Here is a 15,045-nt window from a genome sequence, read left to right on the forward strand (position 1 = left end):
GGGGCGACCTTCGACATGGTCAAGATGGCCGCATCGTTCCCGTTTCCATGAAACGACGATGCCAGGACAACGCCTCGGCGGGCAGCGAGGGTGCATGAAGGCCATAGGAACCGCCCTCGGCCCGCAGCGCATAGTCGGCGAGCAGGGGGCGGTAATCGGGATGCGCGCAGCGTTCGATCACCGCCCGCGCGCGCTGGCGGGGCGACAGGCCGCGCAGGTCGGCCAGCCCCTGTTCGGTCACGATCACCTGCACGTCCTGCATGATGTGATCGACATGCGCCGCCTGCGGCACGATCGCGGAAATCTTGCCGCCCTTGGCGGTCGAGGGGGTCATGAAGATCGAGACATAGGCGTTGCGCGCGAAATCGCCCGATCCGCCGATGCCGTTCTGGATGCGCGATCCCATGACCAGCGTCGAGTTGACGTTGCCATAGATGTCCGCCTCGATCAGGCCGTTCATCGCGATGCACCCCAGGCGGCGGACCAGTTCGGGATGGTTGCTGATCTCCTGCGGGCGCAGGATCATGCGATCGCGATAGCCCGCCATGTTCGCGTTCAGCCGCGCCGCCGCCTGCGGGCTGAGCGAAAAGGCGGTGGCGGAGGCCATGCGCAGCTTGCCGGCGTCCAGCAGGTCGAGCATCCCGTCCTGGATCACCTCGGTATAGGCGGTCATCGGTTCGAAGGGCGTGTCGATCAGCCCCGACAGCACGGCATTGGCGATGTTGCCCACCCCCGACTGGATCGGCAGCAGCGCAGGGGGCAGGCGGCCGCGCGACACCTCATGGGCGAGGAACTCGATGATATGCCCGGCAATGGCGCGCGCGGTATCGTCGGGCGCGGCGAAGGGCAGGTTGCGGTCGGGCGCGTCCGTCTCGACCACGGCGACGATCTTGTCGGGATCGCAGGCCAGATAGGGCGTGCCGATGCGGTCGTCGGGCCGCACCAGCGGGATCGGCACGCGGTCGGGCGGCAGGCGGGTGCCGTAATAGATGTCGTGCATCCCCTCCAGCGCCGCATCCTGCCAGCGATTGACCTCCAGGATGACGCGCTTGGCGCGGTCGGCCCAGGTCTTGTTGTTGCCGACCGAGGAGGAGGGGATCAGCGAGCCGTCCGCGCGGATGCCCGACACCTCGATGATCGCGGTGTCGAGCGTGCCCAGCACCCCCTCCCACGCCATCGGCGCGACCTGGCTGAGATGCATGTCGAGATAGTCGATCTCGCCGCGATTGATCTTCTCGCGCGCGACCGGATCGCCGCTATAGGGCAGGCGCTGCGCGATGCCGTCGACTGCCGCCAGCGCGCCGTCCAGTTCGGGCCCGGTCGAGGCGCCGGTCCACAGGTTGACGCGGAAGGGCCGCCCCTCGGCATGCTCCGCCGCCATCCGCCGCGCCAGCGCCTGCGGCACGGCCTTGGGATAGCCCGATCCGGTGAAGCCGCTCGTCGCCACCGTCTCGCCGGGGCGGATCAGGGCGGCGGCGCTATCGGCATCGGTGATACGCGAACGAAGGGTCGGGCAGGCGATACGATCGGTCATTGTCACTCCCAAAGCGGCGGGCGGCGCCGAAACCGCCGCCCGCCCTGATGTCAGGCGGCGAGGTCGAGGACGATGCGGCCCTCGATCTGCCCTTGGCGCATCCGGTCGAACACGTGATTGACCTCGGTTAGCGGCGCGGTGGAAACCGTCGCCCTGACCTTGCCGTCCGCCGCGAAGTCCAGCGACTCCTGAAGGTCGAGCCGGGTTCCGACGATCGACCCGCGCACGGTGATGCCGTTCAGCACCAGACCGAAGATGTTGAGCGGGAAGTCGCCGGGCGGCAGGCCGTTGAGCGCCACCGTGCCGCCGCGCGCCATCATGCCCACGGCCTGCGCGAACGCCTTTTCGCTGACCGCCGTGACCAGCGCGCCTTGCGCCCCGCCGCCCGTCTCGCGCCTGATCGCCGCCGCCGGGTCCGCTTCCGTCCGCGCATTGACCGTGACCTTCGCGCCCAGACGGCGGGCCAGGTCCAGCTTGGCATCGTCGACATCGACCGCCGCGACGTTCAGCCCCATCGCGACGGCATATTGCACCGCCATATGGCCCAGGCCGCCGATGCCGGAGATGACGACCGTGTCGCCCGGCTTGGTGTCGGTCATCTTCAGCCCCTTATACACCGTGACCCCGGCGCACAGCACGGGCGCGATCTCGGTAAAGCCGATATTGGCGGGCAGGTGGCCGACGAAATTGGGGTCGGCGATGACATAATCGGCGAAACCGCCATTGACCGAATAGCCGGTGTTGAGCTGGCTTTCGCACAATGTCTCCCACCCGCCCAGGCAATGCACGCAGTGGCCGCAGGCGGTGTAGAGCCAGGGCACGCCGACCCGGTCGCCCTCCTTGATGTGCTTGACGCCCTTGCCGACCGCCGAGACATAGCCGACGCCCTCATGCCCCGGAATGAAGGGCGGGTTGGGCTTGACCGGCCAGTCGCCCTCGGCCGCGTGCAGATCGGTGTGACAGACGCCCGACGCCTGGATCGCGACCTGGATCATGCCGTCGCCGACTTCGGGAACGGGGACTTCATCGATGCTGAGCGGTTCGCCGAACGCACGGACGACCGCCGCCTTCATCGTCTTCGCCATGGTGTTTCTCCTGTCGAATGAGGATAGGCCGGGGATGGGCGCGGCGGCCGATCCCCGCCTTGACCGCGGTCAAAAGAAGCCGAGCTTCTTGGCCGAGTAGCTGACCAGCAGATTCTTGGTCTGCTGGTAGTGATCCAGCATCATCCGGTGCGTCTCGCGCCCGATGCCCGAGCGCTTATAGCCGCCGAACGCCGCATGGGCGGGATAGGCGTGATAGCAGTTGGTCCACACCCGCCCCGCCTGGATCGCGCGGCCCATGCGATAGGCGCGGGTGCCGTCGCGCGTCCACACGCCCGCGCCCAGGCCATAGAGCGTGTCGTTGGCGATGCGCAGCGCCTCCTCATCGTCCCTGAAGGTCGCGACCGAGACGACGGGGCCGAAAATCTCCTCCTGGAACACGCGCATCCGGTTGTTGCCGCTCAGCACCGTCGGCTTGACATAATAGCCCTCCAGCCCCTCGGGCCGGTTGCGCGTGCCGCCGGTCAGCACCTTCGCGCCCTCGTCGCGGCCGATGTCGAGATAGCCGAGGATCTTGTCCATCTGTTCCTGCGACGCCTGCGCCCCGACCATGGTGGCGGGGTCGAGCGGATCGCCCTGGATCATCGCCTCGACCCGCGCGACCGCCTTTTCCATGAAGCGGTCATAGATGGATTCGTGGACCAGCGCGCGGCTGGGGCAGGTGCAGACCTCGCCCTGGTTGAGCGCGAACATGGCGAAGCCCTCGATCGCCTTGTCCAGATAATCGTCATCCTCGGCCGCGACGTCGCCGAAGAAGATATTGGGGCTCTTGCCGCCCAGCTCCAGCGTCACCGGGATCAGGTTTTCCGACGCATAGGACATGATGAGCTGCCCGGTCGTCGTCTCGCCGGTAAAGGCGATCTTGGCGATGCGCGGGTTCTGCGCCAGCGGTTTGCCCGCCTCGACGCCATATCCGTTGACGATGTTGAGCACGCCCTCGGGCAGCAGGTCGGCGATCAGTTCGGCCAGTACCATGATCGACGCCGGGGTCTGTTCGGCGGGTTTCAGCACCACGCAATTGCCCGCCGCCAGCGCGGGCGCCAGCTTCCAGCAGGCCATCAGCAGCGGGAAGTTCCACGGGATGATCTGCCCGACGACGCCCAGCGGCTCGTGGAAATGATAGGCGACGGTGTCGTGGTCGATCTCCGAAATCCCGCCTTCCTGCGCGCGGATACATCCGGCGAAATAGCGGAAATGGTCGATCGCCAGCGGCAGGTCGGCGGCGGTCGTCTCGCGGATCGGCTTGCCATTGTCCCAGGTCTCGACGGTGGCGAGGCGGCCGAGATTCTCCTCCATCCGGTCGGCGATGCGGTGGAGGATCAGCGCCCGCTCGGCGACGCTGGTGCGGCCCCAGCCGTCCTTGGCCTTGTGCGCGGCGTCGAGCGCGAGTTCGATATCGGCCGCCTGGCTGCGCGCGACCTGGCAGATGACCTGTCCGTCGATCGGCGATCGGTTGTCGAACCAGCGTCCGTCGACCGGATCGACCCAGCGCCCGCCGATGAAATTGGCATAGCGTTCCTTGAACGGCGCGGTGCGGGCCTTGATGCTTTCCTGGATCGTCATGGAACCTCTCCTTGGTCTGTTATGACGCCAAGGCTCTGCCTGTGCGGTGCGCGGGGCAAGGTGATCCGCGACGAGATGCGCGGCGCCGATGGACTTTCCGTCGGCAAGGCGTAGCATGTGTCGCACGGCGCGACGCGAAAGCCGCGCCGGTGTCGCACTTTGCGACAGTCGGAGAAGGATGCGGCGATGGACGGCGCCGGGATAGAACAGGGCCGGCGAGCCTATTTCGACGAGGGGCAGCTGCCGCTCGAAAGCGTGCGCCAGCCGGTGCTGCGCTCCTGGCTGCGCTGCACCGACATGGGGCTGGCGCAGGGGCGGCTGCGCGACGGCGGGCCGCTGACCGAGGGCGAACTCCATGCCCTGCGCCAGCGTCGCGAGTCGCTGCGTCGCCTTTGCCGCCCCGAACTGGAGATGCTGGCGGGCGAGGCGCGCGACACGGGCAGCGTCGTGATCCTGGCGGATGCCGACGGCATGATCCTCGACACCATCGGCGACACCGGCTTCCTGTCGCGGGCGGCGCAGGTGGCGCTGCGGCCCGGCGTGTCCTGGACCGAGGCGAGCACCGGCACCAATGCGATCGGCACCGCCATCGCCGAGCGTCGCCCGATCGCGGTGCATGGCGGCGAGCATTTCTTCGCCGAACATGCGGTGCTGAGCTGCGCCGCGACGCCGATCCTCGATCCGCGCGGTGCGATCGTCGGGGCGCTCGACATTTCCGGCCCTTCGGTCAGCGGGCACGGGCATGCGCTCGGGCTGATCCGCCTGGCGGTCGACCAGATCGAGCACCGGCTGTTCCGCACCGGCTTTGCGGATTGCCGCGTGCTGCGCATGCATGACGATGCGGCGATGCTGGGCACGGCGCGAGAGGGGATATTGGTGTTTCGCGACGACCGGCTCGTCGCGGCCAACCGGCGCGGCCTGTCGCTGGTCGGGCGCAGCTGGGAGGCGCTGGACGACACCGCGCTCGGCGAGCTGGTCGACATGCGCGGCCAGGCGGCGAAGGGGCAGTTGCGCCTGGCCAATGGCGCGACGCTGATCGGCGGTTGGGATGCGGAGGCGCGAAGCGGCGGCATCGAGCTGTCGGTCGCGCGTCCTCTGGCGGATGACCGGGCGGAGGCGATCGACGCGGCGCTGGCGGCCCATGGCGGCAATGTCTCGGCGGCGGCGCGGCAACTGGGCGTCCACCGCAGCACGATCCACCGGCATCTCGCCCGCCAGCGTTGAAGGGGCCGGGCGCCCGCGTTTGACCATCGTCAATGTCGGCGACGCTGCCCTGCGTCACGAGGGCGACGAAGGAGACCCTGCGCGATGGACCGCAACCCGCTTCAAGGCAGCGTCGTGCCGTTCGCGCGTCGCTGGCACGTCATCCACGAAATCGACCTGGTCCGGCTGATCCAGGAACATCGCCGTCGCCTGGCCCTGTGCGACCAGGCGGAGGCGATCGCGGACGGCCTGCCGGAGCGGCCCGACGCGCCGATGACGGCGGCATTCCTGACGGCCTTGCAGGGGCTGGTGGCGAAGGGGGAGCGGGTCGATGGCGATTATCTGGCGGCGATGCTGCTCAACGGGCATGAAGATCCGCTCGCCTGGACGCTGCTCGACCATGTCCGGCATCGGCACATGGCGGACGGCGCGGCGGCGCGTGATCTGATCGAGGCTTTTGACGGTGCGGATGCCACCATGGGGCCCGAGGCGCTTGGCCATATGCTGCGCTGTTTCTTCACCGGGTGCCGCCGCGCGGTCGATTTCGAGCAGCTGACCATCATCGCCCTGGCCGGGCACCGCCTGACGCGCGAGGCCCGCGCGCTGCTGGTCGAGGCGCTGGCGGACAACGTCGCGGCCTGACCGCCTCTCAGGCCGCGGCGCGGGCGGCCAGGGCGTCGCGGTCGCTGATCGTGATGGCCCGGCCGCCGGGCAGGCCGATGATCCCGCTCTGCTTCATCCGGGTCAGCTGGCGGCTGACCGTCTCGATCGTCATGCCCAGCACGTCGGCGATCTGTCCGCGCGTCAGCGGCAGGTCGAAGGTGAGCGGCCCGTCGCGGCTGGCCCGGCACCCGCCGGCTCCGGCGCGCGCCGCCATGTCGAGCAGGAACCCGGCCAGCTTCTCCCCCGCCGACTGGCGCGCCAGCACCAGCATCCGCCCGCGCGCCTCGTTCAGCGACTCGAAGGTCCGCTGGAGCAACAGCCGCTCCATGCGCTGGTGATCCTCCAGCACCCGCTCGAAGGCGACACGCGGAAAGACGCAAAGCTCGGCATCGGTCAGCGCGGTCAGGGTGAAGTCGACATCGCCCGCATAGGGCTGTCCGAAGAAATCGGCCGGATAGAGCAGGCCGACCGTCTGTTCGCGCCCGTCGGCGGTGGCGGCGACCAGTTTCAGCACCCCCGACAGCAGGTTGCCGCAGAGCACTGCCTCGTCACCCGCCCAAGCGATGGTCTGGCCCCGCGCGACATGGCGGCGCTGGCCTATCGTGTTGAGCGCGATCAGCTCGCGATCGTCGAGGCTGCCGCACAGGGCCCGGTCGCGCACCGCGCAGTCGGCACAAACGTCGTTCGGGATCATGGCCTTGCCCGATAGCATGGCCATGATCCCTTGTCGTCGGACGGATTGTCCCATCCGTCAGTGTCGCGGCGACACATCCTCCTCCTGCGGCAAATGGAATTCATGCCACATGCCGTTGAGGATGCCGAAGCCGATGGCCAGGCCGAGGCCGAGGACCCAGGAGAAATACCACATGGACGGGGCCTTTCAGTAGAAGTCGGGGTTGGTGCGCACCGCATCCGCCGTCACGCGGCCGAACATCACCCGGTAGGCCCAGGCGGTGTAGGCCAGCACGATCGGCAGGAAGACGATGGTGACGAACAGCATGATGCCCAACGTCTTCTGCGTGGACGAGGCGTTCCAGACCGTCAGGCTGCTATGCGCGTCGATGCTGGAGGGCAGGATGAAGGGGAAGATCGAACAGCCGACCGTGGCGATGATGCCCGTCGCGGCCAGCGACGACCCGGCAAAGGCGACGCTCTCGCGCTTGGTCCTGATACCGATCAGGGCCAGCGCAGGCCCGGCAAAGCCCAGAATGGGCAGCGCCGTCATCCAGGGATAGGCGCCATAATTGTCCAGCCACGCGCCGCCCGCCGCTTCCGTCGTCATGTGCAGCGGATTGGACGGGCCGAGAGGATCGACCGTGCCGACGACATGATAGCCCATGCCGCCCCAGGCGACGAAGGCAAAACCGCCCGCGAACAGCAGGATCGCGGCGATCGCCGCCACCGTCCCGAACGTCCGGGCGCGGTCGTGGACCGGCCCGTGCTCGACCTTGATCGACAGCCACGCCGCGCCGTGCAGCACCAGCATCGCCACCGACAACAGCCCGCACAGCAGCGTGAACGGCGTGAACAGGCCCAGCAGCGTCCCGTCGTAAAAGGCGCGCAGATCGCTGTCGAGGCGGAAGGGCGCGCCCAGCAGGACGTTGCCGACCGCCACGCCGAAGACGAGCGCGGGCACCAGCCCGCCGACGAACAGCGCCCAGTCCCAGCGGGTGCGCCATGCCGGATCGGGTCGCTTGCTGCGATATTTGAACCCCACCGGCCGCAGGATCAGCGCGGCGAGGACCAGGAACATCGCCAGGTAGAAGCCCGAAAAGCTGACCGCATAGACGAAGGGCCAGGCGGCGAAGATCGCCCCGCCGCCCAGGATGAACCAGACCTGGTTTCCCTCCCAGGTCGGCCCGATGGAATTGATGACCATCCGCCGCTCGGCATCGTTCCGCGCGACGAAGGGCAGGAGGGCGGCGACCCCCAGGTCGAAGCCGTCGGTCAGCGCGAAGCCGATCAGCAATATACCCAGCAGCGCCCACCAGATCAGGCGCAACATCTCGTAATCGAACATATCCCAGTCCTTCGGCTCAGGCGGCAACGGGAATGGCGGCGGGGATCGGGCCGGGGCCGGGCTGGTCGTCCCGTTCCTCCGGCCCGTGCGCGATGGCGGCCAGGATCAGCCGGACCTCGATCACGGCCAGCACGCCGTACAGCGCGGTGAAGCCCGCCAGCGTGGTCCATAGCGCGCCGCGCGACAGCGAGCTGGTCGCGAGGAAGGTCGGCAGCACGCCCTCGATCGCCCAGGGCTGTCGCCCCAGTTCGGCGACCAGCCAGCCCAGCTCGATCGCCACCCAGGGCAACGGGATCGCCGCCACCGCCAGCTTGAGGAACCAGCGCGCATCCATGTGCATCCGCAGCGAACACAGGGCGAAGGCGGTCGCGAACAGCGCGATCATCGCAAAGCCGATCCCCGCCATGATGCGAAAGCTCCAGAAGAGCAGACCCACATCGGGCACCGTGTCCCATGCCGCCGCCTCGATCTGCTGCGGCGTCGCGCTGCGCGGATCGGCCATTTGCCGCTTGAGCAGCAGCGCATAGCCCAGGTCGCGCTTATGCGCCTCGAACCGCGCCCGCTGGGTCCGGTCCTGCGGATCGGTCTTCAGCCGCTGCACCGCGTCATAAGCGATCACGCCCGATGCGATCCGCTCCTGCGCCTTCAGCACCAGTTCGGACATGCCCGTCACCGTGCCGTCCAGGCTGCGCGTCGCGATCAGGCCCAGGACCCAGGGGATCTCGACCTTGTAGCGCGTCTCATGCGCCTTGATGTCGGGCAGGCCGAACAGCGTCAGCCCCGACGGGCCGGGTTCGGTGTGCCAGACCGCCTCGATCGCGGCGAGCTTCATCTTCTGGTTGTCGGTCAGCGCATAGCCGCTCTCGTCGCCCAGCACGACGACCGACAGCGAGGAGGCGAGGCCGAACGCCGCCGCCACCGTCATCGACCGGCGCGCCACGGACACGAACCGTCCCTTCAACAGCCAGAAGGCCGACACGCCCAGCACCACGACCGAGGCGCAGACATAGCCCGCGCTGACCGTATGGACGAACTTGGCCTGCGCCACCGGATTGAACAGCACCGCGCCGAAGTCCGCGACCTCCATCCGCATCGTGTTGGGATTGAAGGTCGCGCCGACCGGGTTCTGCATCCAGCCATTGGCGATGAGAATCCACAGCGCCGACAAATTGGTGCCCAGCGCCACCAGGAAGGTGACGATCAGATGGCCCAGCTTCGACAGCCGGTCCCAGCCGAAGAACATCAGCCCGACGAACGTCGCCTCCAGGAAGAAGGCCATCAGCCCCTCGATCGCCAGCGGCGCGCCGAAGATGTCGCCGACATAGTGCGAGAAATAGGACCAGTTGGTGCCGAACTGGAACTCCATGGTCAGCCCGGTGGCGACCCCCAGCACGAAGTTGATGCCGAAGATCTTGCCCCAGAAGCGCGTCGTCACCCGCCACACCGGGCGATTGGTCATGACATAGACCGATTCCATGATGACCAGCATCATCGACAGGCCCAGAGTCAGCGGCACGAACAGGAAATGATACAAGGCGGTGGCCGCGAATTGCAGCCGCGACAGGTCGACGACCCCGGGGTCCATGGCATGTCTCCATAAAAGGAGCCGCCCCCCGGCCCCTTGTCCGCGGATTCGCTACGCCCTGGCCCGACCCCCGACATTGACCGCGGTCAAAGACGCCCGCCCATGCCGCTGCGACGGTCGCGGCATGACGACGATCGCCCATGATGCCCCGACCGCCCGGATGCGGAGCCGCTGGTTGAAGGATGCGGCCGCGGGCCGTGACGGGACGCCGGGCCTGCTGCTCCTCGATACGCTGGCCGCCATCGGCTTTGCGGCCGGGATCGCGGGGGGCGTGGCGGCGGTGGCGAACCGGGGGGCGGTGCTGCCCTGGGCCCTGCTCGCGATCGGCATGGGGATGGCGCGCGGGTGGTTCGCGATGCTGGCCGTGCGACAGGGGGCCGCGCGGGCGGGACTGGTCAAGCGGGCGCAACGGCGGCGCGTCATTGCCGCCGCCCTGTTTCGGCAGGCGGGCATGCCGATGGACAGCGGCCAGCTGGCGACGCAGGCCGTGGATGCGGTCGAGGCGCTGGACGGGTTCGTCGCCCGTTTCCTGCCCGCACGCCGGGCCGCCGCCATCGCGCCGATCCTGGTCCTGGCCGCGACGGCCTGTGCCAGCCCGGTCGCGGCCGTCATTCTGGCGGCGACGCTGCTGCCCTTCGTCGCGGCGATGATCCTGGCGGGCGGCGCGGCGGCGGACGAGTCGCGGCGGCAGTTCCTTGCGCTGCATCGTCTGTCGGCGCGTTTCGCCGACCGGGTGCGCGCCTTGCCCGTCGTGCTGGCCTTCCGCGCCGAGACGCGCGAGACCCAGGCGATCGGCGCCGCCGCGCAGGAACTGGCGGAGCGGACCATGCGGGTCCTGCGGATCGCCTTCCTGTCGTCCGCCGCGCTGGAATTCTTCGCGGCGCTGTCGGTCGCGCTGGTCGCGGTCTATTGCGGTTTCTCGCTGCTCGGCCTGCTGCCCTTTGCGGCCCCCGAGACGCTGAGCTTGCCGCGCGCCTTCTTCGTGCTGGCCCTGGCGCCGGAATTCTATGCGCCGATGCGCCGCTTGGCTGCCGCCTATCATGACAAGCAAGGTGCGGAGACCGCCGCCGAGACGCTGATGCCGCTGGGCGGGCCGGCGCGCGTGGTTCCGGTCGCGGCGGCGGCTGGGGTGCTGACCTTGCGCGACGTCACGATCCATTATCCCGGCAGCGACGCGCCCGCCGTCTCGCGTCTTTCCCTGTCCGTCGGGGCCGGTGAGACGGTGGCGCTGCTGGGGCCGTCGGGCAGCGGCAAGACCAGCGTGCTGCATCTGTTGCTGGGCCTCGCGCCGCTATCGGCCGGAACGGTCGAGATGGGCGGCGTGGCCCTGACTTCGCTGGCGGGGCAGGCGAGCTGGGTCGGCCAGCATCCGTTGCTGATCGCGGGCACGATCCGCGAAAATCTGTTGCTGGCCCATCCCGAGGCCACGCCGCTGGCACTGCAACGGGCCGTCGTCGTGGCGGGGCTGATGCCGATGCTCCGCCGTCGTCCGGGCGGCCTGGATGCGCCGCTCGATGCGCGGGGAAGCGGTTTGTCGGGCGGCGAACGGCGGCGCATCGCCCTGGCCCGTGCTTTGTTGAACCCCGCGCCCTTCCTGTTGCTCGACGAGCCGACCGCGCATCTCGACGCGGTGGCCGAAGCCGCGCTGATCCGGACGATCGGCGGGGCGGCGCGTGGGCGCACGACGCTGATCGCCACCCATAGCCCCGCGCTCGCCGCCATCGCGACGCGCGTCATCCATCTGGGACCTGCCGCATGACTCTTCGCACATGGATCGCCGCCGAACGCCGGAACGAGCGTCGTCGTCTGTGGCGGGCGGGTGGCTGTGCCGCATCGGTGGCGGCCGCATCGGTGCTGCTGCTCGCGCTGTCGGGCTGGTTCCTGACCGCCGCCGCGCTGGCGGGCGGGGCCGGGATCGTGGCGGCGCAGGCGTTCAACTATATGCTGCCCTCCGCCGCGATCCGCCTGCTGGCGATCGTGCGGACCAGCGCGCGCTATGGCGAGCGGCTGGCTAGCCATGGCGCGGCGTTCGGTGCGCTCGCCCGGCTGCGGCCCGCGCTCTACCGCGCGATCACCGCCGCCCCGCCCCAGGTCGCGCTGGCGCTGGGACGGGGCGAGGCGACCGCGCGGCTGATCGGCGATGTCGATGCGGTGGAATGGCGCTTCGTCCGTCTGTCGGGGCCGTGGGGCGCCGTCGCGGCGGTCATGGCGGGCGCGGCGTTGACCCTGCTCGGCGGTTGGCCGGCGATGGTGGCGACGCTGGCCTGTGCCGGGGGCGTCCTGGCCCTGGCCCTTCATGGCGCGGGCCGGTTGGAGCAGCCCGGCCGCGCGGTGCAACGGGCCACGGGCGCGCTGCGCGAGGAGGTGGCGATGCTGGGAAGCGCGGCGGCGGAACTGCGCTGCTTCGCGCTGGAGGACTGGGCGGCCGCGCGCGTCGCGGCGGCGAGCGATCGCCTGGCCGAAGCGCAGATCCGGCAGGCCGCGGTCGCCGCGCGGTTCGAGGCGCTGCACGCGACCGGCGTGGCCGTGGCGGCGTCGTCGGCCCTGATGCTGTCGCTCGACGCCGGTGCGCCGGTCGCCGCGCTCGCGGCGCTGGCGGCGGCGATGACCGTCGACGGTCTCGCGCCGATCCTGCGGGCGTCGACCGAAAGGGGGCGGCTGCGTGAGGCGGAGGCGCGGCTGGATGCGGTCTTCGGTGCGGCGGCGGAACCGCGTCCCGCTGTCGGATCGCGCGGCCAGGCGATCCTCGTCCTCGATGGCGACCGGTTCATGCCGGGTAGCCGGATCGCACTGACCGGGCCATCGGGCTGCGGCAAGACGACGTTGGTCGAAGGCTTGCTGGGGCTGCGTCCGCTACGGTCCGGCCGGATCGGGATCGATGGCCGGGATGCGGCCGATCTGCCGCCCGCGACGCTGCGTGCGCTCTTCGCCTGGGCGCCGCAGGAGGCGATGCTGATCGCGGGCACGGTTCGCGACAATCTGCACATGGCCGACCCGCATGCGACCGAGGATCGCCTGTGGCAGGCGCTGGGCGACGCGGCGCTGGATGCGGTGGTGCGGGGCTTGCCGGACGGGCTCGACAGCTGGCTGGGCGACGATGGCGCGCGACTGTCGGGCGGAGAGCGTCGGCGGCTATCGCTGGCCCGCGCCTATCTGGGCGATGCGCCCTGGCTGTTGCTCGACGAACCGGGCGAGGGGCTGGACGCCGATGTCGCGGCGGAGGTCGCGCGTCGCCTTGCCGCCCGGCTGGAGCGGACCGGGCAGGGTATGATCCTCGTCAGCCATCGCCCCGTGCTGAGCGCGCTGTGCGAGCGGCAATGGGCGGCGGACGATGCGTCCCGCCGATCCGCCGCCTGAGCTAACCCGCGACGATGGCGAGGCGCGTCCGGTCGATCAGGCGCACGCCGCGCAGACCGCAAAGCTGGATCACCCCGTCATTCTGGAGGGCGGTCATGTGGCGGCTGACCGTCTCGACCGCCAGGCCCAGCGCCTCCGCCATCGCGCCGCGTGACAGGGGCAGGCGAAACATGCCGTCGCCCTCCGCCCCGCAGCGCCGCGCCATGTCGAGCAGCAGCGCGGCCACCCGTGCATCGGCGCGGGCGCGGGCCAGCATCGGCATCCAGCGCCGCACCTCGCCCAAGGTCGCCAGCGTCCGGCGCAGCAGCAGTCGCCCGGCGGCGGGATGGCGGACCAGCATCTCCTCCAGCGCCTGGCGCGGATAGACGCACAGATCGGCATCACCCAGCGCCGTGATCGCATCGGCGGACCGGTCGGCGAAGAGCGTGCCGACGAAATCGCCGGGATAGAGCAGGCCGACGATCTGGATGCCGCCATCCGCCTGCATGCGCGTCACCTTCAGCACGCCCGAGACGAGATGCGCGCAATGGCGCGCGGGATCGCCGATCCAGCCGAAAGCCTGCCCCGCACGCAGCCAACGGCGGTGACCGATATGATGGATCGCGGCCAGCGCGGCCTCGTCCAGACCGTCGCACAGCGCCATGCTCCGCCCGGCACAGGCCGCGCAGCGCGGCGGAAGGTCAGACAGCATGGCTGAAGCGGGTATCGTCCTCGTTGCGCCAGGCATCGATGGCCGCCGCGATGGTGCGAGCATAGGGCAGGGCCTCCGCCGCCAGCCGCAGGCACGCCCCGTCCCAGGCGATCAACCCGACCTGCTCGAACCGACCGAGCCGTTCGCGAATGGCGGTCCGCTCGGGCAGGCCATCGAGGTCCGCGACGCCGTGGCACAGCACGTCCGCAATCGCCCGAGCCCGGCGCTGTTCCAGGGCCCCGCGATGAAGGCCGCGCGTCGTCGCGAACCTACCCGCGCCGATCGCCTGATGCCATGCCCCCGCATTCTTGGCGTTCTGGAGCAGGCGGTCGGGAAAGGCGCTGATCGCGCTGGCGCCCAGGCCGATCACGATGTCGGCGGGATCGTCGGTAAAGCCCTGGAAATTGCGGCGCAGCCGTCCGTTCGCCGCCGCGCGCGCCAGCGGATCATGGCCTTGCGCGAAATGATCGAAGCCGATGGCGCGATAGCCTGCACGCGTCAGCCGGTCATGCGCCAGCGCCGCCTGGTCGAAACGCGCCGCCGCACCCGGAAGGGCCCGTGCGTCGATGCGGCGCTGGCGGGGGATCAGGTGCGGCACATGCGCATAGCCGAACACCGCCAACCGTTCCGGGGCCAGCGCGATGGCCTCCTCGAGCGTCGCGGCCAGCGTCGCATCGTCCTGGCCGGGCAGGCCGTACATCAGGTCGAAATTGATCGATCCGACTCCGGCGGCGCGCAACAGGGCGACCGCGCGGACGATCTGCTCGCGCGGCTGGACCCGACCGATCGCCGCCTGAAGTGCCGGGTCGAAGGTCTGCACCCCCAGGCTGGCCCGCGCGACGCCGGTTTCCGCGATGACGCTCGCCCAGTCCGCATCGAAACCGCGCGGATCGATCTCCAGCGACAGCGTCGCGCCCTGGCTGGAGAAGGCGGCGCGCAGATGGCCGACCAGCGCGGTGAAGGCGGCGGGCGGGATCGCATTGGGGCTTCCGCCACCAAAGGCGATCCGGGCGATCCGTCCGCGTCCCTTCAGCCTGGCGGCCACCAGATCAATCTCGGCGTGCAACCGCGCGAGATAGGCGTCCAGCCGCGCGGTCCGGTTCGCCGCCCCGGTGTTGCACCCGCAATACCAGCAGATCGCCCGGCAATAGGGGATGTGGAGATAGAGCGACACGATCTCGTCCGCCCCGACCGTGTCGAGCGCCGCCGCCATGTCGGCATGGCCCACATGGTCGCCGAACTCGGCGGCGGTGGGATAGCTGGTGTAGCGCGGCACGGGCCGGGCGAGCAGATCGGGATGATAGGGCCACATGCCCATGTCGTGCC

13 protein-coding genes are annotated in these 15,045 nt (G+C 69.8%); 4 read left to right on the top strand and 9 right to left on the bottom strand.

From position 1 onward, the window contains the following. Window positions 1-19: 19 nt before the first annotated feature. From QE363_RS07930 to adh, 3 genes are all read right to left on the bottom strand, one after another. Entirely contained in the window at window positions 20-1,534 is a 1,515-nt protein-coding gene (locus tag QE363_RS07930; RefSeq protein ID WP_309694043.1) for an acetyl-CoA hydrolase/transferase family protein, read from the bottom strand. Window positions 1,535-1,584: 50 nt separating this feature from the next. Continuing rightward, entirely contained in the window at window positions 1,585-2,619 is a 1,035-nt protein-coding gene (locus tag QE363_RS07935; RefSeq protein WP_309694046.1) for a zinc-dependent alcohol dehydrogenase, read from the bottom strand. A gap of 69 nt (window positions 2,620-2,688) precedes the next feature. Continuing rightward, a complete protein-coding gene (gene adh / locus QE363_RS07940; RefSeq protein ID WP_309694048.1) occupies window positions 2,689-4,200 on the bottom strand; it encodes an aldehyde dehydrogenase in 1,512 nt (503 codons plus the stop codon). A 186-nt stretch (window positions 4,201-4,386) separates the two neighbouring features. Between adh and QE363_RS07945 the strand changes: the two genes are divergently transcribed. Both QE363_RS07945 and QE363_RS07950 read left to right on the top strand, forming a co-directional pair. Next, window positions 4,387-5,424, top strand: coding sequence for a GAF domain-containing protein (locus QE363_RS07945; protein WP_309694051.1), 1,038 nt, complete (start codon window positions 4,387-4,389; stop codon window positions 5,422-5,424). 84 nt (window positions 5,425-5,508) lie between these two features. Beyond that, the gene (locus QE363_RS07950) at window positions 5,509-6,045 is read left to right on the top strand and encodes a hypothetical protein (RefSeq protein WP_309694054.1); all 537 of its coding nucleotides are present in this window, start codon (window positions 5,509-5,511) and stop codon (window positions 6,043-6,045) included. Window positions 6,046-6,052: 7 nt separating this feature from the next. Here the strand turns inward: QE363_RS07950 and QE363_RS07955 are convergent, their stop codons facing one another. Genes QE363_RS07955 through QE363_RS07970 form a run of 4 tightly spaced genes read right to left on the bottom strand, consistent with a single transcriptional unit; the run spans window position 6,053 to window position 9,671 of the window. After that, the gene (locus QE363_RS07955) at window positions 6,053-6,760 is read right to left on the bottom strand and encodes a Crp/Fnr family transcriptional regulator (RefSeq protein ID WP_307104255.1); all 708 of its coding nucleotides are present in this window, start codon (window positions 6,758-6,760) and stop codon (window positions 6,053-6,055) included. A 57-nt stretch (window positions 6,761-6,817) separates the two neighbouring features. After that, on the bottom strand, window positions 6,818-6,934 hold the full coding sequence (cydX, locus tag QE363_RS07960) for a cytochrome bd-I oxidase subunit CydX (protein WP_307104256.1): 117 nt from the start codon (window positions 6,932-6,934) through the stop codon (window positions 6,818-6,820). A gap of 12 nt (window positions 6,935-6,946) precedes the next feature. Continuing rightward, complete coding sequence (gene cydB / locus QE363_RS07965; protein WP_309694056.1) at window positions 6,947-8,086, bottom strand: cytochrome d ubiquinol oxidase subunit II; 1,140 nt, start codon at window positions 8,084-8,086, stop codon at window positions 6,947-6,949. A gap of 16 nt (window positions 8,087-8,102) precedes the next feature. Next, window positions 8,103-9,671, bottom strand: coding sequence for a cytochrome ubiquinol oxidase subunit I (locus QE363_RS07970; protein WP_309694058.1), 1,569 nt, complete (start codon window positions 9,669-9,671; stop codon window positions 8,103-8,105). A 124-nt stretch (window positions 9,672-9,795) separates the two neighbouring features. On the opposite strand from QE363_RS07970, the gene cydD reads away from it, so the two are divergent. Both cydD and QE363_RS07980 read left to right on the top strand, forming a co-directional pair. Continuing rightward, complete coding sequence (gene cydD, locus QE363_RS07975) at window positions 9,796-11,430, top strand: thiol reductant ABC exporter subunit CydD (RefSeq protein WP_309694061.1); 1,635 nt, start codon at window positions 9,796-9,798, stop codon at window positions 11,428-11,430. Beyond that, window positions 11,427-13,028 (top strand): ATP-binding cassette domain-containing protein, encoded by a 1,602-nt coding sequence (locus QE363_RS07980; protein WP_309694063.1) that lies wholly within the window; start codon window positions 11,427-11,429, stop codon window positions 13,026-13,028. Before cydD ends, QE363_RS07980 begins: the two co-directional genes overlap by 4 nt. A gap of 1 nt (window position 13,029) precedes the next feature. Here QE363_RS07980 and QE363_RS07985 read toward each other — a convergent pair whose 3' ends face one another. Together QE363_RS07985 and QE363_RS07990 are read right to left on the bottom strand one after the other, a co-directional pair. After that, window positions 13,030-13,719 (bottom strand): Crp/Fnr family transcriptional regulator, encoded by a 690-nt coding sequence (locus QE363_RS07985; RefSeq protein ID WP_309694066.1) that lies wholly within the window; start codon window positions 13,717-13,719, stop codon window positions 13,030-13,032. After that, on the bottom strand, window positions 13,709-15,031 hold the full coding sequence (locus tag QE363_RS07990) for a radical SAM protein (protein WP_309698146.1): 1,323 nt from the start codon (window positions 15,029-15,031) through the stop codon (window positions 13,709-13,711). Before QE363_RS07990 ends, QE363_RS07985 begins: the two co-directional genes overlap by 11 nt. Between the last annotated feature and the right edge of the window lie 14 nt (window positions 15,032-15,045).

This window comes from Sphingomonas sp. SORGH_AS_0870, from assembly GCF_031453175.1.
GTDB lineage: Bacteria > Pseudomonadota > Alphaproteobacteria > Sphingomonadales > Sphingomonadaceae > Sphingomonas.

Excerpts from the sequence above, each read along its gene's own strand:
- QE363_RS07930 (WP_309694043.1), bottom strand. The coding sequence starts at position 1,534 with ATGACCGATCGTATCGCCTGCCCGACCCTTCGTTCGCGTATCACCGAT.
- QE363_RS07935 (WP_309694046.1), bottom strand. The coding sequence starts at position 2,619 with ATGGCGAAGACGATGAAGGCGGCGGTCGTCCGTGCGTTCGGCGAACCG.
- adh (WP_309694048.1), bottom strand. The coding sequence starts at position 4,200 with ATGACGATCCAGGAAAGCATCAAGGCCCGCACCGCGCCGTTCAAGGAA.
- QE363_RS07945 (WP_309694051.1), top strand. The coding sequence starts at position 4,387 with ATGGACGGCGCCGGGATAGAACAGGGCCGGCGAGCCTATTTCGACGAG.
- QE363_RS07950 (WP_309694054.1), top strand. The coding sequence starts at position 5,509 with ATGGACCGCAACCCGCTTCAAGGCAGCGTCGTGCCGTTCGCGCGTCGC.
- QE363_RS07955 (WP_307104255.1), bottom strand. The coding sequence starts at position 6,760 with ATGATCCCGAACGACGTTTGTGCCGACTGCGCGGTGCGCGACCGGGCC.
- cydX (WP_307104256.1), bottom strand. The coding sequence starts at position 6,934 with ATGTGGTATTTCTCCTGGGTCCTCGGCCTCGGCCTGGCCATCGGCTTC.
- cydB (WP_309694056.1), bottom strand. The coding sequence starts at position 8,086 with ATGTTCGATTACGAGATGTTGCGCCTGATCTGGTGGGCGCTGCTGGGT.
- QE363_RS07970 (WP_309694058.1), bottom strand. The coding sequence starts at position 9,671 with ATGGACCCCGGGGTCGTCGACCTGTCGCGGCTGCAATTCGCGGCCACC.
- cydD (WP_309694061.1), top strand. The coding sequence starts at position 9,796 with ATGACGACGATCGCCCATGATGCCCCGACCGCCCGGATGCGGAGCCGC.
- QE363_RS07980 (WP_309694063.1), top strand. The coding sequence starts at position 11,427 with ATGACTCTTCGCACATGGATCGCCGCCGAACGCCGGAACGAGCGTCGT.
- QE363_RS07985 (WP_309694066.1), bottom strand. The coding sequence starts at position 13,719 with ATGCTGTCTGACCTTCCGCCGCGCTGCGCGGCCTGTGCCGGGCGGAGC.
- QE363_RS07990 (WP_309698146.1), bottom strand. The coding sequence starts at position 15,031 with ATGTGGCCCTATCATCCCGATCTGCTCGCCCGGCCCGTGCCGCGCTAC.